This window comes from Pseudomonas azerbaijanorientalis, assembly GCF_019139795.1.
Taxonomy (GTDB): Bacteria; Pseudomonadota; Gammaproteobacteria; order Pseudomonadales; family Pseudomonadaceae; genus Aquipseudomonas; species Aquipseudomonas laurylsulfatiphila.
In genome coordinates this window covers 6,086,266-6,108,292 of sequence record NZ_CP077078.1, presented here as the reverse complement: position 1 = coordinate 6,108,292, position 22,027 = coordinate 6,086,266, and the positions used below count along the sequence as shown (strand labels likewise).

General features: G+C 61.0%; 20 protein-coding genes. 16 read left to right on the top strand and 4 right to left on the bottom strand.

Features of this window, described 5'->3' with window-relative positions; all coding sequences use genetic code 11:
- Nucleotides 1–10 precede the first annotated feature (10 nt).
- From KSS91_RS27465 to KSS91_RS27455, 3 genes are all read left to right on the top strand, one after another.
- Complete coding sequence (locus tag KSS91_RS27465) at nucleotides 11–676, top strand: fumarylacetoacetate hydrolase family protein (RefSeq protein WP_217836647.1); 666 nt, start codon at nucleotides 11–13, stop codon at nucleotides 674–676.
- 253 nt (nucleotides 677–929) lie between these two features.
- Nucleotides 930–1,856, top strand: coding sequence for an SdiA-regulated domain-containing protein (locus tag KSS91_RS27460; protein ID WP_217836646.1), 927 nt, complete (start codon nucleotides 930–932; stop codon nucleotides 1,854–1,856).
- A 96-nt stretch (nucleotides 1,857–1,952) separates the two neighbouring features.
- A complete protein-coding gene (locus KSS91_RS27455) occupies nucleotides 1,953–2,870 on the top strand; it encodes an SdiA-regulated domain-containing protein (RefSeq protein ID WP_217836645.1) in 918 nt (305 codons plus the stop codon).
- 146 nt (nucleotides 2,871–3,016) lie between these two features.
- Here the strand turns inward: KSS91_RS27455 and rpiA are convergent, their stop codons facing one another.
- On the bottom strand, nucleotides 3,017–3,691 hold the full coding sequence (gene rpiA / locus KSS91_RS27450; protein WP_015097253.1) for a ribose-5-phosphate isomerase RpiA: 675 nt from the start codon (nucleotides 3,689–3,691) through the stop codon (nucleotides 3,017–3,019).
- A 336-nt stretch (nucleotides 3,692–4,027) separates the two neighbouring features.
- Between rpiA and ilvA the strand changes: the two genes are divergently transcribed.
- Nucleotides 4,028–5,542, top strand: coding sequence for a threonine ammonia-lyase, biosynthetic (gene ilvA / locus KSS91_RS27445; RefSeq protein ID WP_007976404.1), 1,515 nt, complete (start codon nucleotides 4,028–4,030; stop codon nucleotides 5,540–5,542).
- Nucleotides 5,543–5,581: 39 nt separating this feature from the next.
- Complete coding sequence (locus KSS91_RS27440) at nucleotides 5,582–6,007, top strand: DUF2269 domain-containing protein (RefSeq protein WP_015097252.1); 426 nt, start codon at nucleotides 5,582–5,584, stop codon at nucleotides 6,005–6,007.
- A gap of 91 nt (nucleotides 6,008–6,098) precedes the next feature.
- On the opposite strand, the gene KSS91_RS27435 is transcribed toward KSS91_RS27440, so the two are convergent.
- The gene (locus tag KSS91_RS27435; RefSeq protein ID WP_015097251.1) at nucleotides 6,099–6,755 is read right to left on the bottom strand and encodes a histidinol-phosphatase; all 657 of its coding nucleotides are present in this window, start codon (nucleotides 6,753–6,755) and stop codon (nucleotides 6,099–6,101) included.
- A gap of 143 nt (nucleotides 6,756–6,898) precedes the next feature.
- Between KSS91_RS27435 and KSS91_RS27430 the strand changes: the two genes are divergently transcribed.
- Nucleotides 6,899–7,378, top strand: coding sequence for an RNA pyrophosphohydrolase (locus KSS91_RS27430; protein WP_003229203.1), 480 nt, complete (start codon nucleotides 6,899–6,901; stop codon nucleotides 7,376–7,378).
- 22 nt (nucleotides 7,379–7,400) lie between these two features.
- Nucleotides 7,401–9,680: a phosphoenolpyruvate--protein phosphotransferase gene (gene ptsP, locus KSS91_RS27425; protein WP_217836644.1), complete on the top strand. Its 2,280-nt coding sequence runs from the start codon at nucleotides 7,401–7,403 to the stop codon at nucleotides 9,678–9,680.
- A 114-nt stretch (nucleotides 9,681–9,794) separates the two neighbouring features.
- On the opposite strand, the gene KSS91_RS27420 is transcribed toward ptsP, so the two are convergent.
- Nucleotides 9,795–10,541 carry an NRDE family protein gene (locus KSS91_RS27420; protein WP_217836643.1) on the bottom strand — a complete coding sequence of 249 codons (747 nt, stop codon included), beginning with the start codon at nucleotides 10,539–10,541 and terminating at the stop codon, nucleotides 9,795–9,797.
- A 134-nt stretch (nucleotides 10,542–10,675) separates the two neighbouring features.
- Here KSS91_RS27420 and KSS91_RS27415 point away from each other — a divergent pair, with 134 nt between their 5' ends.
- The 3 genes from KSS91_RS27415 (at nucleotide 10,676) to KSS91_RS27405 (ending at nucleotide 13,383) form a co-directional block, all read left to right on the top strand.
- Nucleotides 10,676–11,458 (top strand): sulfite exporter TauE/SafE family protein, encoded by a 783-nt coding sequence (locus KSS91_RS27415; protein WP_217836642.1) that lies wholly within the window; start codon nucleotides 10,676–10,678, stop codon nucleotides 11,456–11,458.
- A 97-nt stretch (nucleotides 11,459–11,555) separates the two neighbouring features.
- Nucleotides 11,556–12,362 (top strand): prolipoprotein diacylglyceryl transferase, encoded by an 807-nt coding sequence (gene lgt, locus KSS91_RS27410; RefSeq protein WP_015097247.1) that lies wholly within the window; start codon nucleotides 11,556–11,558, stop codon nucleotides 12,360–12,362.
- Nucleotides 12,363–12,411: 49 nt separating this feature from the next.
- Nucleotides 12,412–13,383 carry a thymidylate synthase gene (locus tag KSS91_RS27405; protein ID WP_217836641.1) on the top strand — a complete coding sequence of 324 codons (972 nt, stop codon included), beginning with the start codon at nucleotides 12,412–12,414 and terminating at the stop codon, nucleotides 13,381–13,383.
- A 124-nt stretch (nucleotides 13,384–13,507) separates the two neighbouring features.
- Here the strand turns inward: KSS91_RS27405 and cadR are convergent, their stop codons facing one another.
- The gene (gene cadR / locus KSS91_RS27400; protein WP_217836640.1) at nucleotides 13,508–13,957 is read right to left on the bottom strand and encodes a Cd(II)/Pb(II)-responsive transcriptional regulator; all 450 of its coding nucleotides are present in this window, start codon (nucleotides 13,955–13,957) and stop codon (nucleotides 13,508–13,510) included.
- Nucleotides 13,958–14,050: 93 nt separating this feature from the next.
- Here cadR and KSS91_RS27395 point away from each other — a divergent pair, with 93 nt between their 5' ends.
- The 6 genes from KSS91_RS27395 (at nucleotide 14,051) to KSS91_RS27370 (ending at nucleotide 22,005) form a co-directional block, all read left to right on the top strand.
- Complete coding sequence (locus KSS91_RS27395; RefSeq protein WP_217836639.1) at nucleotides 14,051–16,312, top strand: heavy metal translocating P-type ATPase; 2,262 nt, start codon at nucleotides 14,051–14,053, stop codon at nucleotides 16,310–16,312.
- A 16-nt stretch (nucleotides 16,313–16,328) separates the two neighbouring features.
- Nucleotides 16,329–17,192, top strand: coding sequence for a LysR family transcriptional regulator (locus KSS91_RS27390; RefSeq protein ID WP_217838481.1), 864 nt, complete (start codon nucleotides 16,329–16,331; stop codon nucleotides 17,190–17,192).
- Between the two features lie 251 nt (nucleotides 17,193–17,443).
- On the top strand, nucleotides 17,444–18,520 hold the full coding sequence (locus tag KSS91_RS27385) for a putative 2-aminoethylphosphonate ABC transporter ATP-binding protein (protein WP_217836638.1): 1,077 nt from the start codon (nucleotides 17,444–17,446) through the stop codon (nucleotides 18,518–18,520).
- Nucleotides 18,520–20,244: a putative 2-aminoethylphosphonate ABC transporter permease subunit gene (locus KSS91_RS27380; protein ID WP_217836637.1), complete on the top strand. Its 1,725-nt coding sequence runs from the start codon at nucleotides 18,520–18,522 to the stop codon at nucleotides 20,242–20,244. The genes KSS91_RS27385 and KSS91_RS27380 overlap by 1 nt, the downstream gene beginning before the upstream one ends.
- Before the next feature lie 33 nt (nucleotides 20,245–20,277).
- Complete coding sequence (locus KSS91_RS27375) at nucleotides 20,278–21,303, top strand: putative 2-aminoethylphosphonate ABC transporter substrate-binding protein (protein ID WP_015097240.1); 1,026 nt, start codon at nucleotides 20,278–20,280, stop codon at nucleotides 21,301–21,303.
- Nucleotides 21,304–21,438: 135 nt separating this feature from the next.
- The gene (locus KSS91_RS27370; protein ID WP_217836636.1) at nucleotides 21,439–22,005 is read left to right on the top strand and encodes a phosphonate degradation HD-domain oxygenase; all 567 of its coding nucleotides are present in this window, start codon (nucleotides 21,439–21,441) and stop codon (nucleotides 22,003–22,005) included.
- Nucleotides 22,006–22,027 lie beyond the last annotated feature (22 nt).

The window sequence follows — 22,027 nt, the reverse complement described above, 5'->3', positions numbered from 1 at the left end:
GAGACGGTAAATGAGCTATCAGCACCAGTATGTCGACGGAACGCGTATTCATTTCCCGTTGGGGAAAGTGGTGTGCATCGGCCGCAACTACGCCGAACACGCCAAGGAACTGGATAACCCGGTGCCGACCGAGCCATTGCTGTTCATCAAGCCGGGCAGTTGCGTGGTGCCGCTGGAAGGCGGATTCAGCATTCCGGTCGAGCGCGGTTCGGTACATTACGAGGCGGAAATCGCGGTGTTGATCGGCAAGCCCTTGTCGACCAAGCCGAGCCGTGAAGAAGTGCTCGACGCCATCTCCGGTTTTGCCCCGGCCCTGGACCTGACCCTGCGCGACAAGCAGGCCGAGCTGAAATCCAAGGGTTTGCCGTGGGAAATCGCCAAGTCCTTCGACGGTGCAGCGGTGATTGCTCCGTTCGTGTCCGGCAGCACCTTTGCCGACCTGGCCGACATCGGCATCCGCCTGACCATCAACGGCGAAGTGCGCCAGGACGGCAACAGCAGCGCAATGCTCAACCCGATCGTGCCGATGATTCAGCACATGGCCGGCTGCTTCTCGTTGCAGGCCGGGGATGTGATCCTCACCGGCACGCCAGTGGGCGTCGGTCCGCTGAATGTCGGTGACGAGATCGTCCTGGAACTGCCGGGCGCCAGCCGCTTCACCAGCAGCGTTCGCTAGTTCGCCGCCGTACCCTGTGGGAGCTGGCTTGCTCGCGAAGAGGGCGTGACAGTCGACATAAGTGTTGCCTGACACACCGCTTTCGCGAGCAGGCTCGCTCCCACCTTGGTTTTGTCGTGGCCTGTAGATGACTCACCCTGTCATTTCCCGTTTTTTTCACATCCAGTCTGGATAATTTCAGGGCTATTGGCCTCTGAACCGGCCCCAAACTGTGCTATTACCCCTAGCCTGAATTTCTGGAACGCATTCCCCAATGGCCACTCCTCCGCTATCCGCGCTTAAACCTGCACGTCACTCTCGCTTCAGCCTGCGTTGGCACACCTGGCTGCTGCTGGTGGCCGTTGTCGCCTACGGCGTTGCATTTGCCATGCACTGGGATTCGCGGGGCGTGCTCTGGGTGAAAGAGCAATTCAAAAGCCCGGCCGAGCGTCAGGCCAGTATCTGGCTGCCGGACTATCGCGCGGTGATCGATGCCAAGCCGTTGCCGGGCATGGAGAAGGACGAAGCATCGGACGTGGCCTATGACCCTCAGACCAAGACCCTGTTTTCGGTCATGGGCAAGAACCCCTTCCTGGTCGAGTTGAACCTGCAGGGTGATGTGCTGCGCAAAATGCCATTGGTTGGCTGGAGCAACCCTGAGGGCGTCACCGTGCTGGGCGACGGCCGACTGGCCATTGTCGATGAGCGCGAGCATCTGATCGCTATCGTCAAGGTCGATGCCGACACCCGCGAACTGAACATCGCCGACTTCCCGAAATACGACCTCGGCCCTTCCAAAGACCAGAACAAAGCCTTTGAAGCTGTTACCTGGGATCCGCGCAATCAGCAACTGGTGCTGGGTGAAGAGCGCCCGCCGGCATTGTTTGCCTGGAAGGGTGACGGCAAGGTCCTGACCGGCGACAAGCTGAAGCTGGCCAGTCATGCACTGGACATGCGCAACCTGTCGGCGCTGGCCATCGATCCGCGGACCGGCCACATGCTGGCGCTGTCCGCCGACTCGCACCTGTTGCTGGAGCTGGACAAGAAGGGCGAGCAGGTCAGTTTCATCACCCTTTTGCGTGGCTTCAACGGCCTGAAAAGCACCATTCCGCGCGCCGAAGGCGTGACCATGGATGAAGCGGGCACGCTGTACATGGTGAGTGAGCCGAACCTGTTTTATCGCTTCGAAAAACAGAGGTAATGCCTCTGTGTATGCGTAAAAGGCCCGCGGCCATTAAGCTTCAGTTCAGACGGGCGTGATATTTCATCCGCCTGTTTTGACCCTGAGTCCAACCGAATGCGTCGATTTGCCCGCCCCAAATCCCTGATTCTGATCCTGTCGGTGATCTCGCTGATCGCCGTGGTTGCGCTCGGCCAATACCTGCGTCTGTTCGAGCGTGCCTGGTTCAATCTGCATACGCTTTGGCAGCCGCTGAGTTCCCAGGCCATGGGCCTTGATCAATACCGGGTCGTGACCGAAGCGCAGGCGATCGATGGCCTGGCGGACAACGTTTCAGCGTTGACCTACGACCCGGTGCGCAAAAGCCTGTTCACCGTCACCAACAAACACAGCGAGCTGATCGAGTTGTCCCTCGACGGCAGGATTTTGCGCCGTGTGGCGCTGGTCGGTTTCGGCGATCCGGAGGCGGTGGAATTCATCAGTGAGGACATCTATGTGGTCACTGATGAAAGCCAGCAGCGGCTGATCAAGATTCGTCTGGAGCAGGACACCACTTTCGTCGATGCGGCAGACGCCGAGCAGATGACCATTGGCGTCCACATGGGCGGCAACAAGGGTTTCGAGGGCCTGGCTTACGATTCTGTGGGCAAGCGCCTGTTTGTCGCCAAGGAGCGCAACCCGATGTTGATCTACGAGGTGCACGGTTTTCCGCGTTTCAATCCTGAAGAATCCTACTCGATACACGTGATCAACGACCCCAAGCGTGATGCCGGGATGTTCGTGCGGGATCTGTCGAGCCTGCAATACGACGAGCGCAGCGGGCATTTGCTGGCGCTGTCGGATGAGTCACGGTTGATTCTGGAGCTGGATGTGAGCGGGCGTCCGCTGAGCACAATGTCATTGGGCAAGGGGCGCCAGGGCCTGCAAAACACCGTGCCGCAAGCGGAGGGGATCGCCGTGGACGACGACGGTACGCTGTACCTTGTCAGCGAGCCGAACCTGTTCTACGTGTTCAAGAAACCCGCACAACTCTAACCGACACCACAAAACAAATGTGGGAGCGGGCTTGCTCGCGAAGGCAATCTGTCAATTGACATCTCTATCGACTGACACGGCCCCTTCGCGAGCAAGCCCGCTCCCACAGGTATTTCATCTGCCCACAAACAGGTGGGCAGTCTGGCTTACTCGGCGCGCAGGGTCTTCACACCTTCGCTGGTACCCAGCAACAACAGATCCGCCGGACGCGCCGCGAACAGACCATTGGTGACCACGCCGACGATCGCGTTGATCTGTGTCTCCAGCTCCACCGGGTTGGTGATCTGCATGTTGAACACGTCGAGAATGATATTGCCGTTGTCGGTCAACACGCCTTCGCGGTAAACCGGGTCGCCACCGAGCTTCACCAGTTCGCGGGCAACATGGCTGCGGGCCATCGGGATGACTTCCACCGGCAGCGGGAAAGTACCGAGGACCGGCACCAGTTTGCTGGCATCGGCGATGCAGATGAATGTCTTGGCCACGGCCGCGACGATCTTCTCGCGGGTCAGCGCGGCGCCGCCGCCCTTGATCAGGTTCAGGTGCTCGTCGCTTTCATCGGCACCGTCGACATAGAACTCCAGGTCGCTGACGGTATTCAGCTCGTACACCGGAATCCCGTGGCCCTTGAGGCGCGCGGCGGTGGCTTCGGAACTGGCGACGGCGCCATCGAATGCGCCTTTGTGCTGGGCCAGGGCATCGATGAAGCAGTTGGCGGTGGAGCCGGTGCCGACCCCGACGATGCTCTTGTCGTCGAGTTTCGGAAGGATGAAGTCGACGGCGGCCTGGGCCACTGCCTGTTTGAGTTGATCCTGGTTCATGCGGGCTCCGGAGTGCCGAGGAGGGAACGAAAGGCCGGCATTATAGGCTTCGGGGCGGGGAAGGTCATTGCCCGATTGGCGGAGAGTAGGTGCATGGGTGCCGGATTGCTTTTGTGGCGAGGGGGCTTGCCCCCGTCGGAGTGCGAAGCGCTCCCCCTGCATTCTTTTATGCACTCCGAATCAACAGGTTTACGACTGCTTCGCAGCCGAACGGGGGCAAGCCCCCTCGCCACAGGTATAACGTCTGGCCTAAAACCACCGGTTTAGTGTGGTCGTGCGGCCGAAAGCCGGGTTAGACTCCTTGGTCCCGCCCAACCCGCTCAGTGATGCTTTCCGATGCTTGAACAGTACGTCAAAAAGATCCTCACCTCGCGCGTTTATGACGTTGCCGTAGAAACCCCGCTGCAGTCTGCCCGCCAGCTTTCCGAGCGGCTGGGCAACAGCATTTGGCTCAAGCGCGAAGACTTGCAGCCGGTGTTCTCCTTCAAGATTCGCGGCGCCTACAACAAATTGACCCAGTTGAGCGACGAGGAGCGCGCCCGCGGCGTAGTGACGGCTTCGGCGGGCAACCATGCGCAAGGCCTGGCCCTGGCGGCGAAGGTGCTGGGTGTGAAAGCGACCATCGTCATGCCAAAGACCACCCCGGAGATCAAGGTCGAAGGCGTGCGCTCGCGCGGCGGTAAAGTGGTGCTGCACGGCGATTCGTTCCCGGAAGCCCTGGCTTATTCGCTGAAACTGGTCGATGAAAAAGGCTACGTCTACATTCACCCGTACGACGATCCCCACACCATCGCCGGGCAGGGCACCGTGGCGATGGAGATTCTGCGCCAGCACCCGCAGCCACTGGATGCGATTTTCGTCCCGGTCGGCGGTGGCGGCCTGATTGCCGGCATTGCGGCGTACGTGAAGTACCTGCGCCCGGACATCAAGATCATCGGCGTCGAACCGGATGACTCCAATTGCCTGCAAGCCGCCATGGCGGCGGGCGAGCGTGTAGTGTTGCCGACCGTGGGCATCTTCGCCGACGGTGTTGCAGTGGCTCAGATCGGTCAGCACACCTTTGACATCTGCAAGGACCATGTCGATGAAGTGATCACCGTCAGCACCGACGAAATCTGTGCCGCCATCAAGGATATCTACGACGATACCCGCTCGATCACCGAACCTGCCGGCGCTTTGGGCGTGGCCGGGATCAAGAAGTATGTCGAGCAGCGCGGTGTCAGCGGCCAGACTTTCGTCGCCATCGACTCCGGGGCCAACGTCAACTTCGACCGCCTGCGCCACGTTGCCGAGCGCGCGGAACTGGGCGAGGGCCGCGAAGCCATCATCGCCGTGACCATTCCCGAGAAGCCGGGCAGCTTCAAGGCGTTCTGCGAAGCCATCGGCAAGCGCCAGATCACCGAGTTCAACTACCGCTACAACACCGGCAGCGAAGCGCACATCTTTGTCGGCGTGCAGACCCACCCGGAAAACGACCCGCGCAGCGCCCTGATCGCCAGCCTGAGCGAGCAAGGTTTCCCGGTGCTGGACCTGACCGACAATGAACTGGCCAAGCTGCACATCCGCCACATGGTCGGCGGGCGTGCGGCGCATGTGGTCGACGAAGTGATCCTGCGTTTCGAATTCCCGGAGCGTCCGGGGGCGCTGTTCAACTTCCTCAACAAGCTCGGCGGGCGCTGGAACATCTCGATGTTCCATTACCGCAACCATGGCGCGGCGGATGGTCGGGTCGTCGCGGGCCTGCAAGTGCCGCACGACGAGCGTCACCTGGTGCCGGCGGCGCTGGAAGAAATCGGTTACCCGTACTGGGATGAAAGCGACAATCCGGCCTATCAGCTGTTTCTTGGCTGAGGGGCTACCCTGATGGGCAGGTCATAAGGAAATCGAACAATGGAAACGTTAACTGCCCTGAAAGCGGCGCACATGGTGGCAACGGTTGTACTGCTGGCCTGTGCGCTGGGTCTGGGAGTCTGGGTTTTGCTTGCGCGGCGCAAGGGTGATGCAACGGCGGGAAGCCGCACCCTGCAACGGCCACGTGTATTTGTCTGGCTGTTGATGGGGCTGGCGCTGCTGAGCATGCCGTTTACCGGCTGGTGGATGGTGCACCTGGTGGGCTGGCCGTTGGGACATACCTGGTTGCTGGCCTCCAGTGTGCTGTACACCGTGGCGGCACTGGCGTGGTTCTGGCTGCTGGTGCGGCTGAACAAGCTGCGCAAAGCGCCGGGTGGCGTGGGTAAGTTCACCTTTGCCCTGGCGTTGTTCAGTTTTGTCTGTTTTGTCGCCATTGCGGGCTTGATGGGAGCGAAGCCGGTTTAATCCGAAAAGATCGCAGCCTTCGGCAGCTCCTACAGGTGTACACATTCCCCCCCCCCTGTAGGAGCTGCCGAAGGCTGCGATCTTTTGATCTTCAGTCGCGCAACGAAATCACCGGCCAGCCACGCTTCTCGGCCTCGGCCCGCAGGTTCGAATCAGGATCGACAGCGATCGGATTCGTCACCTGTTCCAGCAGCGGCAAATCATTCATCGAGTCGCTATAGAAGTAGCTGTCTTGCAGCGTAAACCCGGTTTCTTCCAGCCAGCGATTCAGCCGCGTCACCTTGCCTTCGCGGAAGCACGGAACATCGGTGCTGCGTCCGGTGTAGCGACCGTCGAGCATTTCGCATTCGGTGGCGATCAGGGTTTCGACGCCCAGGCGCTCGGCGATAGGCCCGGTGACGAAGCGGTTGGTGGCGGTGATGATCACCAGTTTGTCACCGGCGTCGCGGTGCTTGGCCAGCAGTTCGATGGCCTTGGGCAGCACGATCGGTTCGATGCAGTCGCGCATGTAGTCGCTGTGCCACTGATCCAGCGTGGCCATTTCGGTACGCCCGAGGACTTCCAGGCAGAAGTTCAGGTAAGCAGCGTTATCCAGTTTGCCGGCCAGGTAATCCTGGTAGAACTCATCGTTGCGTGCCTTGTAGGCGACGGCGTCGAGAAAGCCGCGCTCGCACAGGTAATCGCCCCAGGCGTGATCGCTGTCACCGCCCAGGAGGGTGTTGTCCAAATCGAATAAAGCCAGGCGCATTGCAGTTACCCGCTGAAAAGTCAGTAAAAAGGCGACAAGAATACGGTCTTTTCACAAGAGTGCACATAAGGTAGGAACCTTCGTTGCCGCCTTAACAACCTTTGTGGAACAATGCGGCGACATGCGTTTGCGAGGTTGTTGCCGTGATCGACCCCGATGGTTTTCGCCCCAATGTCGGGATCATTCTGACGAATGACGCCGGCCAGGTGCTATGGGCTCGCCGAATCAATCAAGATGCCTGGCAGTTTCCGCAGGGTGGAATCAACCCCGAAGAGACGCCGGAAGACGCCTTGTACCGCGAGTTGAACGAAGAAGTAGGCCTGGAGCGCGAAGATGTTGAAATTCTCGCCTGCACCCGGGGTTGGTTGCGCTATCGTTTGCCGCAACGTCTGGTACGTACCCACAGCCAACCGCTGTGCATCGGCCAGAAACAGAAATGGTTTCTCCTGCGCCTGATCTCAAACGAGCAGCGGGTGCGGATGGATTTGACCGGTAAACCGGAATTCGATGGCTGGCGCTGGGTCAGCTATTGGTATCCGTTGGGCCAGGTGGTGACATTCAAGCGCGAGGTGTATCGACGCGCTCTCAAAGAGCTTGCCCCGCGCCTTTTAGCGCGCGACTGACGACGGAGTTCGACCCCGAGCCATGCTCAATACGCTGCGCAAGATCGTCCAGGAAGTTAACTCCGCCAAGGATCTCAAGGCGGCGTTGGGGATTATTGTGTTGCGCGTCAAAGAGGCCATGGGCAGCCAGGTCTGCTCGGTCTACCTGCTTGACCCCGAGACCAACCGCTTCGTGCTGATGGCCACCGAGGGCTTGAACAAGCGCTCGATCGGCAAAGTCAGCATGGCACCCAACGAAGGTCTGGTTGGCCTGGTCGGTACGCGCGAAGAACCCCTGAACCTCGAAAACGCTGCGGACCACCCGCGCTACCGCTACTTCGCCGAGACCGGTGAAGAGCGCTTCGCCTCATTCCTCGGGGCGCCGATCATTCACCACCGCCGCGTCGTCGGCGTGTTGGTCATTCAGCAAAAAGAACGTCGTCAGTTCGATGAAGGTGAAGAAGCCTTCCTCGTGACCATGAGTGCGCAGCTCGCCGGTGTTATCGCCCACGCCGAAGCCACCGGCTCGATCCGTGGCCTCGGTCGTCAGGGCAAAGGCATCCAGGAAGCCAAGTTCGTCGGCGTACCGGGTTCGCCGGGTGCGGCAGTGGGTACGGCGGTGGTCATGCTGCCGCCGGCCGACCTGGATGTGGTGCCGGACAAGACCATCATCGACATCGACGCCGAACTCGGGCTGTTCAAGACCGCCATCGAAGGCGTGCGCGCCGACATGCGCGCGTTGTCGGCCAAGCTTGCCACGCAGTTGCGCCCGGAAGAACGGGCCCTGTTCGACGTCTACCTGATGATGCTCGACGATGCCGCGCTGGGCAACGAAGTCACCACGGTGATCAAGACCGGTCAGTGGGCCCAGGGCGCGTTGCGCCAGGTGGTCACCGATCACGTCAACCGTTTCGAATTGATGGACGACGCCTACCTGCGTGAGCGCGCCTCGGACGTCAAGGACCTCGGCCGGCGCTTGCTGGCCTATTTGCAGGAAGAGCGCCAGCAAACCCTGGTCTACCCCGACAACACCATCCTGGTCAGCGAAGAGTTGACGCCGGCAATGCTCGGCGAGGTGCCGGAAGGTAAGCTGGCCGGCCTGGTGTCAGTGCTCGGTTCCGGTAACTCCCACGTCGCCATCCTCGCCCGCGCCATGGGCATCCCGACCGTGATGGGCCTGGTCGACCTGCCGTACTCCAAGGTCGACGGCATCCAGATGATCGTCGACGGCTACCACGGCGAGGTCTACACCAACCCGAGTGACGTGCTGCGCAAGCAGTTCGCCGAAGTGGTCGAGGAAGAGAAGCAACTGGCCCTCGGGCTGGATGCGCTGCGTGATCTGCCGTGTATCACGGTCGATGGCCACCGCATGCCGCTGTGGGTCAACACCGGCCTGCTGGCGGACGTGGCGCGGGCGCAGAAGCGCGGTGCCGAAGGCGTGGGCCTGTACCGCACCGAAGTGCCGTTCATGATCAACCAGCGGTTCCCGAGCGAAAAGGAACAACTGGCGATCTACCGCGAACAACTGGCCGCGTTCCACCCGCAACCGGTGACCATGCGCACCCTGGACATCGGTGGCGACAAGTCGCTGTCGTACTTCCCGATCAAGGAAGACAACCCGTTCCTCGGCTGGCGCGGCATTCGCGTTACCCTCGACCACCCGGAAATCTTCCTGGTGCAGACCCGTGCCATGCTCAAGGCCAGCGAAGGCTTGAACAACCTGCGCATTCTGCTGCCGATGATCTCCGGCATTCATGAGTTGGAAGAAGCGTTGCACCTGATCCACCGCGCCTGGGGCGAAGTGCGCGACGAAGGCTGTGACGTGCCGATGCCGCCGATTGGCGTGATGATCGAGATCCCCGCGGCGGTGTACCAGACCAAGGAGCTGGCGCGGCAGGTGGACTTCCTGTCGGTCGGCTCCAACGACCTGACCCAATACCTGTTGGCCGTGGACCGCAACAACCCGCGGGTTGCCGATCTTTACGACTACCTGCACCCGGCGGTGCTTCAGGCATTGCAGAATGTAGTGCGTGACGCCCATGCCGAAGGCAAACCGGTGAGCATCTGCGGTGAAATGGCCGGTGACCCGGCGGCGGCCGTGCTGTTGATGGCGATGGGTTTCGATAGCCTGTCGATGAACGCCACCAACTTGCCGAAGGTGAAGTGGATGCTGCGCCAGATCAACCTGAGCAAGGCCAAGGAATTGTTGGCCGAGCTGATGACCATCGACAACCCGCAGGTTATCCACAGCTCGTTGCAGCTGGCGCTGAAGAACCTCGGGTTGGCGCGGATGATCAATCCGGCGGCGATCAAGCCCCTATGAGCCTGTAGCGGCCTCTTCGCGAGCAAGCCCGCTCCCACACTGGATTTGTGAACAACGCAAATCCCCTGTGGGAGCGGGCTTGCTCGCGAAAGGGCCCGCACGAACAACGCAAAATTATATTCTGATCTCCACTTCCCCAAGATGCCCGCCATACGGCCCGAAACTGCGTTCGACGATATGTCGCGTGCCATCCGCCTGCATAATCAACGCCGTACTCGCCCGCGTCCCATAACTCTGGCTGGCAATGAACACACTCGACAGCAACGTCTCGGTTGCCAGCCCCACTCCGGTGTCCGGCAACTCGGCAAACGGCGCGGTCTGCGCATCGCTCAATAACGCCAGCAGTGCCTGAGGCTGCGGATCATCCAGCACCTCGCTCAAGGCTGCCCTGGCCTTGAGTAGCTTTGGCCACGGCGTATCCAGCCCGGCATTGGATAACCCGTAGACCCCCGGGGCCAGCATGACGGCTTCCGATTCCCGTTGATTGAAGTGCCAGAGCTCATGGGGATTGCCGACCAGCAGGTTAAAGCCACCATATTCCAGCGAACGGTCGACAACATCGGCTAAATAGTCGTCAATTGGCATTTCCCCGGTGAGAAATCGCGCGACCAGCTCCCCACGAGACTTGCGCCCTGGCGGTCGATGGGGGTCGCGAATGTTGGTCAGCGCGGCAAAGCGTCCGTTGGCACCGACACCGAGCCAGGTACCACCGGCCTCCAGGTCGCGTCCGGCGTACACCTGGGGTGCTTCGGGCCATGGCGCCAGTGGGAGGCTGGGGCGGGCGTAGAATTCATCGCGATTGGCCGCCACGACCAGCGGCTGGGCATGGCCCGGGCGCCAGGCAAAAACAATCAGGCACATAAGGGCGTCCTTGTGTGTTTTTTGCTCACTCTACGCAGACATCGCTCATCGATCCATCGCCTTGCACAGTGGAGCTTGAGGCTATGCATCCGTTACCATGCCGCTCCGGTTTTGGGGATGCGGGCGGGACAACCATGGAATTTCTGCTCTATCTGGCGCTCGGCGCCTGTGCAGGTGTGCTCGCCGGGCTGTTTGGCGTGGGTGGCGGGATCATCATCGTCCCGGTGCTGGTGTTCAGCTTCAAGGCCCAAGGCTTCGATCCATCGATCCTCACGCACCTGGCGGTGGGGACGTCCCTGGCGACGATCATCTTTACCTCGGTCAACGCGGTGCGCGAGCATCACCGCCGTGGCGCCGTGCTTTGGCCGATCTTCATGTGGATGACCGTCGGCATACTGATCGGTGCCGGGTTCGGCGCCTTGACGGCGGAAGCGATTTCCGGCCCCAACCTGCAGAAACTCATTGGTGTATTTGCCTTGGTGATCGCCGCTCAACTGGCACTGGACGTCAAACCCAAGGCCAGCCGAACCGTGCCGGGCAAACTCGGTCTGACCGTGGCAGGCAGCGTGATTGGCTGGGCCTCGGCGATTTTCGGCATTGGCGGCGGTTCGTTGACCGTGCCATTCCTGACCTGGCGCAGCGTACCGATGCAGCAAGCCGTGGCCACTTCATCGGCCTGCGGGCTGCCGATTGCCCTGGCCAGTGCATTAAGTTTCATGATTCTGGGCTGGCACGATCCGTTGCTTCCGGCCCATAGTCTCGGTTTTGTTTATTTGCCGGCGCTGCTGGGCATTGCCCTGACCAGCATGGTGTTCGCCCGTTTGGGCGCGCGACTGGCCCACAGGTTGTCGCCGAAGTTGCTGAAAAGGCTGTTTGCCGCTTTGCTGTTCTTTGTCGGCCTGAACTTTCTACTCTGAAGCATCTGCTCTGACGGGCAGCGCAATCCTGGCTTAATCCTGAGGTGGCAGCGTCGCCCGGGAATTTTTAAGATTTGAACTCTAACGAGGAGTCGCAATGCTGCCTTACCCGCAGATCGACCCGGTGGCCCTGGCCATCGGTCCGCTGAAAATCCACTGGTACGGCCTGATGTACCTGATCGGCATCGGCGGCGCCTGGCTGCTGGCCTCCCGCCGGTTGAACCGCTTCGACCCGACCTGGACCAAGGAGAAGCTCTCCGACATGGTGTTCTGGATGTCGATGGGGGTGATCGTCGGCGGACGCCTGGGTTATGTGCTGTTCTACGATCTGAGCGCCTATCTGGCCAACCCGACGCTGATTTTCGAAGTGTGGAAGGGCGGCATGTCGTTCCACGGCGGTTTCATCGGCGTGATGCTGGCGGCGTTGTGGTTCGGCAAGAAGAACAACAAGTCGTTCTTCCAGCTGATGGACTTCGTTGCGCCGATGGTGCCGATTGGCCTGGGGGCCGGGCGTATCGGCAACTTCATCAACGCCGAGTTGTGGGGTAAGGCAACCGATGTGCCGTGGGCGATGGTCTTTCCGACCGATCCGGCGCAACTGGCGCGTCATCCGTCGCAGCTGTACCAGTTCGCCCTCGAAGGTGTGGCGCTGTTCCTGATCCTCTGGTTGTTCTCGCGCAAGCCGCGGCCGACCATGGCGGTATCGGGCATGTTCGCGCTGTTCTATGGCATCTTCCGTTTCATCGTCGAGTTCGTCCGCGTACCGGACGCGCAACTGGGCTATCTGGCCTGGAACTGGCTGACCATGGGCCAGGTGCTGTGCCTGCCAATGATCGTCGGCGGCCTGGTCCTGATCTGGCTGGCGTATCACCGCGCCCCGGCAACGCCAGCGGCAGCCGTATAAAATTCGAACCCCGCAGCGATGGCTGCGGGTTCAAGGACACAGGTAATTCATGAAGCAATATCTCGAACTGGTCGCCCACGTCATCAAGAACGGCACCAAGCAGGCCAACCGTACCGGCGTGAACACCATCAGTTTTCCCGGCGCGATGCTGCGTTACGACCTGCAGGAAGGTTTCCCGGCGATCACCACGCGCAAGATGGCCTTCAAATCGGCCATCGGCGAAATGTGCGGATTTCTGCGTGGCGTGAACAACGCTGCCGAATTCCGTGCCTTGGGCTGCAAGGTCTGGGACCAGAACGCCAACGAAAACGCCCAGTGGCTGGCCAACCCGTTCCGCCAGGGCGAAGACGACCTTGGCGAAATCTATGGTGTGCAATGGCGCAAATGGCCGGCGTACAAGCAGATTCCGCTCAGCAACCCGGCCGCCATCGAGCAGACCCTCAAGCAAGGTTATCGCCAGATTGCCGAAGGCGAAGAAAACGGCCAGGCCTATGTGGTGCTGTACAAGGCTATCGACCAGGTTCGCCAGTGCGTCGACACCATCATCAAGGACCCGGGCAGCCGTCGCATCCTGTTCCACGGCTGGAACTGCGCCCAGCTTGATGAAATGGCCTTGCCGCCGTGCCACCTGCTGTACCAGTTCCACCCGAATGTCGAGACCAGGGAGATCTCCTTGACCCTCTACATTCGCTCCAACGACCTGGGTCTGGGCACGCCGTTCAATCTCACCGAAGGCGCCGCGTTGCTGAGCCTGATCGGTCGCTTGACCGGCTACACGCCGCGCTGGTTCACCTATTTCATCGGTGATGCGCACGTCTACGAAAATCACCTGGACATGCTCAACGAACAGCTCAAGCGTGAACCGTTCCCGATGCCGAAACTGGTGATTTCCGACCGTGTACCGGAGTTTGCCAAGACAGGTCTGTATGAGCCGGAATGGCTGGAACGGGTCGAACCGGGCGACTTCTCGCTGGAAGGCTACGAGCACCACGCGCCAATGACCGCACCGATGGCGGTCTGAAGTACAACGCCTGAACCTGTGGGAGCGGGCTTGCTCGCGAAAGCGGTCGATCAGTCGACGTTAATGTTGAATGAACAACCGTATTCGCGAGCAAGCCCGCTCCCACATTTGTTTTGTGGTGTTCTCAGTGGCCGTGACTACGGCCGACATGGGAATGCTCAGCCTCCGTCGCCACAACCCCGCCGCTCACTTCCAGCCGCTGCAAAATCCCGCATTGATCGATACCCGGCCTCTCGCCGCAGCGTTGGCGCAGGTCGAGCAGTTGTGCCTGCAAGGCCAGCAGGCCGTCGATACGCGCCTTGACGTGGTGGATGTGCTCATCGATCAGTGCGTTGACGCTTTCGCACTGGTCCTGCGGACTGTCGCGAAATGCCAGCAGGCTGCGGATTTCCTCGAGGGTCATGTCGAGGGTGCGACAGTTGCGGATGAAGGTCAGGCGCTCGGCGTGGGCCTGGGTGTAGACGCGATAGTTGCCGTCACTGCGGGCCGGTTCCGGCAGAAGGTTCTCGCGCTCGTAGTAGCGGATCGTCTCTACGGCGCAGTCCGTGAGTTTCGCCAATTCTCCAATCTTCATGACGACAATCTCCAAAACTCCAGAATGGGTGCTTGACCCTGTAGTGGCTACAGGGTCTTTACTGGGCAGCAGGCACTCTTATGGACGCAACCAATGAGCGATTCTCAGCATACCCACAAACCTGTGGCCGAACATGAAATCGGCGTTAAGCTTCGACCCTTGCCCAAGCATGACCATGGCGGTCATGGCGACGCTTGCTGTTCATCAAAAACGGCAGCGCCTGCGCGGGTCACGCTGAGCGCATCGCCGACGGCGGGTGCCCGTCTGAGCAGCTTTCGCATCGAGGCGATGGACTGCCCGACCGAGCAGACGCTGATTCAGAACAAGCTAAGCAAACTGACAGGCGTGCAGCAGCTGGAGTTCAATCTGATCAACCGGGTGCTCGGCGTGACCCACGATTTGCCAGGCACCGAGCCAATCATCGAGGCGATCAAGTCCCTGGGCATGCACGCCGAACCGCTGGAGCAGGGGGCTGAAGCACCGGCAGCGAAACCCGAAAGGAAACACTGGTGGCCATTGGCGTTGTCCGGTGTGGGCGCATTGCTGGCGGAAGTCATCCACTTCACCGCTACCGCGCCTGATTGGGTGGTCGCGGTCATTGCGCTGGTGTCCATCCTCAGCGGCGGTCTCGGCACCTATAAAAAGGGCTGGATCGCGCTCAAGAACCTCAATCTGAACATCAACGCGCTGATGAGCATTGCCGTTACCGGCGCCATCCTGATCGGTCAATGGCCGGAAGCGGCGATGGTGATGTTCCTGTTCACCGTGGCCGAGCTGATCGAGGCTCGCTCCCTGGATCGTGCACGCAATGCCATCGGCGGGCTGATGCAGATGGCGCCGGAGCAGGCGACGGTGTTGCAGGCCGACGGCAATTGGGTCGAGCAGGATGTCAAAATCATCGAAATCGGCGCGCGGGTGCGTGTGCGTCCCGGCGAACGCATTGGTCTGGACGGCGAGGTCCTGTCCGGGCGCTCGACCATCGACCAGGCGCCCATTACCGGGGAAAGCCTGCCGGTGGAGAAAACGGTCGGCGACAAAGTGTTCGCCGGCACCATCAATCAGGCCGGTTCCCTTGAGTACGCGGTCACTGCCGTCGCGGGCAATTCGACTCTGGCACGCATCATTCACGCCGTTGAACAGGCGCAAGGCGCGCGGGCGCCGACCCAGCGATTCGTCGATCAGTTTTCGAAAATCTACACCCCGGTAGTGTTTGTTCTTGCGCTGGCCGTGGCGGTCATCCCACCGCTGTTCATGGGCGCGTTGTGGTTCGACTGGATTTACCGGGCGCTGGTGCTGCTGGTGGTGGCGTGCCCGTGTGCGCTGGTGATTTCCACGCCGGTGACCATCGTCAGCGGCCTCGCGGCGGCGGCGCGCAAAGGGATCCTGGTCAAGGGTGGCGTCTATCTGGAGGGCGGTTACAAGCTCGACTACCTGGCCCTGGACAAGACCGGCACCATCACCCACGGCAAGCCGGTGCAGACCGATTACCTGTCGCTGGACCCGACCGCCGATGCATCGGCGCCAGCCATTGCCGCCGCGCTGGCCGGGCGTTCGGATCATCCGGTTTCCCTGGCCATCGCCAAAGCGGCTGTGGATAACCAAAGCGCGACGCTGATTGTGGATAACTTCGAAGCCCTGGGCGGGCGCGGTGTGCGCGGCGAGATCAACGGCCAGCTCTACCATTTGGGCAACCATCGTCTGGTGGAGGATCTGGGCCTGTGCTCTCCGGCGCTGGAAGAAAAACTGTTTGCCCTGGAAAAGCAGGGCAAGTCGGTGGTGCTGCTGCTTGATTCGTCCGGTCCTTTGGCACTGTTCGCTGTCGCCGATACGGTGAAGGCGTCCAGTCGCGAAGCCATCGAGCAACTGCATGACCTTGGCATCAAAACCCTGATGCTCACCGGCGACAACGTTCACACCGCGCAGGCCATTGCCGCGCAGGTTGGCATAGATGAAGCCAGGGGCGACCTGTTGCCAGGGGACAAATTGCAGTCTATCGAGGCCCTATATGCTCAGGGGCACCGGGTCGGCATGGTCGGCGACGGCATCAACGACGCGCCTGCACTGGCGCGTTCCGAGATCGGTTTCGCCATGGCCGCTGCGGGCACCGATACTGCGATAGAAACCGCCGATGTCGCCCTGATGGACGATGATCTGCGCAAGATCCCGGCATTCATTCGTCTGTCGCGGCAGACGTCGAGCATCCTCAAACAGAACATTGCCCTGGCATTGGTCATCAAGGCGATCTTTCTTGGGGTAACCTTCGCTGGGGTCGCTACCATGTGGATGGCAGTGTTCGCCGACATGGGCGTGAGTTTGCTGGTGGTGTTCAACGGTTTGCGCCTGCTGCGCAAGTAAAGAATGAGGGGTGGTTGTGCTGAGTGCCGAGCTGAAGGCGTTTTACATGGTGGCCCGCCTGGGCAGCATTACCCAGGCTGCCAAAAAGCTTGGCCTGAGCCAGCCGACGGTGACGACGCAGATCCGCAACCTCGAGAGTCAGTATTCGGTTGAGCTGTTCTACCGTGGCGGTCGGCGTCTCAGCGTCAGTGAGGAGGGTGCGCGGCTGTTGCCGATGGTCAAGGTACTGATGCAGCAGGAAGCCGACATCGAGTTTTTTTTGCGTAACTGCGGCCAGGTCCAGGGCACATTGCGCATTGCCGCCACGGCGCCGTATTACATCCTCGACCTGGTGAAAACCTTTCGCGAGCGTTTGCCGCAGGTGGAGGTGTCGGTGGAAATCGGCAATTCCCAGCAAGTGCTCGAAGCGCTGGAAGATTACCGGGTCGATGTCGCGGCGTCGTCACAGTTGCTCGATGACGCGCGCCTGATTCGCCGGGTGCTCGGCAGCGATCCGCTGGTGCTGGCGGTGCATCGCAATCATCCACTGGCGGTTCATGATCACGTACCACTTGGCGCCCTGGCCGGGCATACCCTGCTGATGCGCGAACCGGGCTCGACCACCCGCCGCCTGACCGAAGAGTTGCTGGCCAGCGCCGGAGTGAGTTTCGGGCCGCTGCTGGAGATCGGCAGCCGCGAGTCGATCCGCGAAGCGGTGCTGCGCAACATCGGCATCAGCATCATCGCCCGCCAGGAAGTACCCCATGATCCGCAACTGCGGGTGCTGACCATCGAGAATGCACCGCAGATCCCCGAATATCTGTATTGCCTCAAGGAACGCAAAAGCGCGCGGTTGCCGGCGGCGTTTCTGGGGTTGGCGCAGGAAATGGCCCCGGCCTGAATTCTGGGGTGCCTGTACCGGCCTCATCGCGAGCAAGCTCGCTCCCACAGTGGGTTTGAGGTGAAACACAAATTGTGTGAACACCCAAAATCCCTGTGGGAGCGAGCTTGCTCGCGATGGCGGCCGATCAGGCGACTCAAAACTTAACCCAAAATCCTCGAATACCACTATCGGCAGTTTTTGCCTTACTGCCACATGACGGACTCATTACAACCCTAGGATGGCCTTCATCTGCTAGATGAGGTCCGTCCATGAACAACTCGATCGCAACTGCCCTGACCAACCCCGGCGCCCCGATGAGGGTGCGTGGCATCCAGAAACGTTTCGGCGCTTTCACCGCGCTGGATAATGTTTCACTCGACGTGGCGGCCGGTGAGCTGGTGTGTCTGCTGGGTCCGTCGGGCTGTGGCAAGACCACCTTGCTGCGCTGCATCGCCGGCCTGGAAAAGCAGGACAGGGGCGAGTTGTACCTGGGTGATCGCGACGTTTCCCACCTGGCTCCCCAGGCGCGGGACTACGGCATTCTGTTCCAGTCCTACGCGTTGTTTCCCAATCTCACCGTCGAAGCGAACATTGCCTACGGCCTCGCCGGCAATGGTCGCGACCAGATTCGCCAGCGTGTCGGTCAGATGCTGGAACTGGTCGGCCTGAGCGGCAGCGAGAAAAAGTATCCCGGTCAGTTGTCCGGTGGCCAGCAGCAGCGGGTTGCACTGGCTCGCGCGCTGGCCCCGGCACCGTCGCTGTTGCTGCTCGACGAGCCGATGTCGGCCCTCGATGCCCGGGTGCGCGAGCATCTGTGCACCGAACTGCGCCAGCTGCAGCGCAACCTCGGCATCACCACCCTGATGGTGACCCACAATCAGGACGAGGCCATGTTGATGGCCGACCGTATCGCCGTGATGAACAACGGCAAGGTCGAGCAGTACGCCACGCCCCAGGAAATCTACAACCGCCCGGCCACGCCGTTCGTGGCGGAGTTCGTCGGCCAGGGCAACTGGTTGCCGTTCCAGCGCAGCAGCGACAGCCACGCCCAGGTCGGCGGGATGAACATGCGCCTGGCCGAAGGCAGCGCCAAGACCGCCTCGGGCCGTTTGTTCTGCCGCCCCGAAGCGATCAACGTCAATCCGCTGGTGCACGAGGAAAACCTGTTCCCGGCCAAGGTTCGCGAGATCACCTTCCTCGGCAACCGCTGCCGCATGAGCTTCGAGCTCGATCATTTGCCGGGCCATGCGCTGTTGGCGGAACTGGCACCGGAAGCCATGCCGCGCCTTGGCGCCCGGCAGATCATGGTCGCCTTGCCGCCGCGCAGCCTGCAGGTGTTTGCCTGATGAGCGCGAACATTGCGCTGCCGCTGCCACAACAGCAGGTTCGGCAGACTTCCCGTGCCGAGATCGGTGACCGGCTGTTCGTGGTCGGCGGCAAAGTGCTTCTGCTGGTGCTGTTGGGCGTTGCCGTATTGATGCCGTTGCTGGCGATCTTCTGGCGTGGTTTCAGCGCTGAAGCCGGGCAGGGTGGTGGTTGGGTTGCAGCGAAAGAACTGGTGACCAGCGAGAACTTCCACTGGTTGCTCGGCAACAGTCTGAAGGTTTCCCTCAGCGTCGCGGCGATTGTCGTACCTCTGGCTTATCTGTTTGCCTACGCGCTGCAACGCACCCTGATTGCGGGTAAAGGCCTCTGGCGTGGCATTTCCCTGCTGCCATTGATGGCGCCGTCGATGCTGCCCGGGATTGCGCTGGTTTACCTGTTCGGCAACCAGGGCATGCTGCGTGGCCTGCTCTCGGACAACATCTACGGCTTCTGGGGCATTGTTCTGGGTGAGGTGATCTACACCTTCCCGCACGCCTTGATGATTCTTCTGTCGGCCTTGTCCCTGGCGGATGCGCGATTGTTCGATGCGGCTTCAAGCATGGGCGCCAGTCCGGCGAAAGCGTTCCGCAGCATCACCTGGCCGGCGACCCGTCAGGCGGTTTTCGCTGCGTTCTGCCTGGTGTTCACCCTGACCATCACCGACTTCGGTGTTCCAGTGGTGGTCGGTGGCGATTATCAGGTTCTGGCACTGGAAGCCTATAAAGCCGTGGTCGGCCAACAGCAATTCGGCCGCGGTGCCTTGATCGGCATGGTGTTGTTGCTGCCGGCGCTGTTCAGCTTTGGCGTCGATGCCTGGTTGCGTCGGCGTCACGGCGACTCCATGAGCGGTCGTGCCCAGGTGTTCAAGCCTGCGCCATCGAAGCTGCGCGACGCTTGCTACCTGGCCATCGTCCTGTTGATCAGCGCGGCGTTGCTGCTGGTGTTCGGCATGGCGGTGTTCTCGTCCCTGGTGAAGTTCTGGCCGTACAACCTGTCGCTGTCGCTCAACCACTATCAGTTCAATGAAACCGCCGGCGGTGGCTGGCTGGCCTACGGCAACAGCTTGAAGATGGCCTTGGGCACTGCATTGATCGGCAGCCTGCTGATTTTCACCGGCGCCTACCTGATGGAAAAAACCAGGGGCCAGCGCGGCCTGAACCTGACCTTGCGCATGCTCAGCTTCGTACCGATGGCGGTGCCGGGCCTGGTGTTGGGGTTGGGTTATGTCTTCTTCTTCAACCTCACTGGCAACCCGCTGCACGGGCTGTACGGGACCATGACCCTGCTGATCGTCTGCACCATTGCGCACTATTTGACCACCGCGCAAATGACCGCCACCACCGCATTGCGTCAACTCGATGCTGAGTTCGAAGCCGCCGCGCTGTCGCTCAAGGCGCCGCTGTACCGCCATTACTTGCGCGTCACCGTGCCGATTTGCCTGCCAGCGCTGCTGGATATCGTGCGCTATTTGTTCGTCTCGGCCATGACCACCGTCTCGGCGGCGATCTTCCTCTACAGCCCCGACACCATCCTCGCGGCGGTGGCGGTACTGAATATGGACGACGCCGGCAACGTCGGCGGCGCGGCGGCGATGTCGACCCTGATTCTTTTCACCTCGGCGGGCGTGTCGCTGCTGCTGGCCGGGGCTTCGCGCGGTTTGCTGCGCCGCTCCCAGGCCTGGCGGCAGACCGCGCCCGGTCACTGATTCACACCCTCAACTCAAATACAGGAAAAGATCATGTTCAAGCCTATGGCCCTGGCCGCCGCTGTCCTCACCGCTTTCAGCCTGAACGCCTTTGCGGCGAAAACCGAGTTGACGGTGTACACCGCCCTCGAAGCCGAACAGCTGAAAACCTATAAAGAAGCCTTCGAAAAGGCCAACCCGGACGTCGAAATCAAATGGGTGCGCGATTCCACCGGCATCATCACGGCCAAGTTGCTCGCCGAAAAGGCCCGCCCGCAGGCTGACGCCGTGTGGGGCCTGGCGGCCTCCAGCCTGGCGATCCTCGATCAGCAAGGCATGCTGCAAAGCTATGCACCGAAGGACCTGGGCAAGATCGGCGCCAACTACCGTGACGCCGCCAACCCGCCAGCCTGGGTCGGCATGGATGTCTGGGCCGCGACCATTTGCTTCAACACCGTCGAAGCCGAAAAGCAGGGCCTGACCAAGCCCGTGAGCTGGCAAGACCTGACCAAGCCTGAGTACAAAGGCAAGATCGTCATGCCGAACCCGGCATCGTCCGGCACCGGCTTCCTTGACGTCAGCGCCTGGCTGCAAACCTTCGGCGAGAAGCAGGGCTGGGCCTACATGGACGGCCTGCACCAGAACATCGGCCAGTACGTTCACTCCGGCTCCAAGCCTTGCAAACTGGCGGCTGCGGGTGAATTCCCGATCGGTATTTCCTTCGAGTACCCGGCCGTTCAACTGAAACGCCAGGGCGCACCGCTGGACATCATCCTGCCGAAGGAAGGCCTGGGCTGGGAAATCGAAGCGACTGCCGTGATCAAGGGCACTGCCCACGAAGAAGCCGCGAAGAAACTGGCTGACTTCTCCGCCAGCCCTGAGGCGATGGAGTTGTACAAAGAAAACTTCGCCGTGCTCGCCCAGCCTGGCATCGCCAAGCCGCAGACCGAACTGCCAGCCGACTACGAACAGCGCCTGATCAAGAACGACTTCGCCTGGGCCTCGAAGAACCGCGACGAGATCCTGACCGAATGGCGCAAGCGTTATGACGGCAAGTCCGAGAAAGTGGCGGCCAAGTAAGATCTTCATCGGCTGAAAGGGCCTCTTCGCGAGCAAGCCCGCTCCCACAAGGTATTGGTGATCACTGTGGGAGCGGGCTTGCTCGCGAAAGCGGTCTACCATTCACCACAAATCTCACTGATCGGGAGACTTCTGATGCACAGCCATGAACAAACCGTCGCCAAGGTCTTCGCCCTCTATGAACGCTTTGGCGACAGCGACTACATCGGCGAGCCAGTGTCGCAGATCGAGCACATGTCCCAGGCCGCCCAATGCGCGATGGCCGAAGGCTTCGACGACGAAGTCGTGTTGGCGGCGTTCTTCCACGATATCGGGCACATCTGCGCCGAGGGTGCCGAGAACATGGGCGGCTACGGCGTGGTCAGCCACGAACGGCTGGGCGCCGATTATTTGCGCAATGCCGGCTTCAGCGAACGCATGGCCCGGTTGGTGGAGTACCACGTCCAGGCCAAGCGTTATCTGACACTCAGGGAGCCTGGGTACTACGAACGCCTGAGCGAAGCCAGTCGCCGGACCCTGGAATATCAGGGGGGTGTGATGACCGAAGCCGAAGCCGATGCCTTCGAGCAGGACCCGTTGTGCAAAGTCAGTTTGCGCATGCGCCAGTGGGATGAACAGGCCAAGGAGATGCATGTGCCGGTGATTGATCTAGGGGTGTTGAAGCGCAAAGCCATCAGAGTCTTGTCTCTCGAAGCCTGCTGAAACGCCCTACAAGTAAATGAAA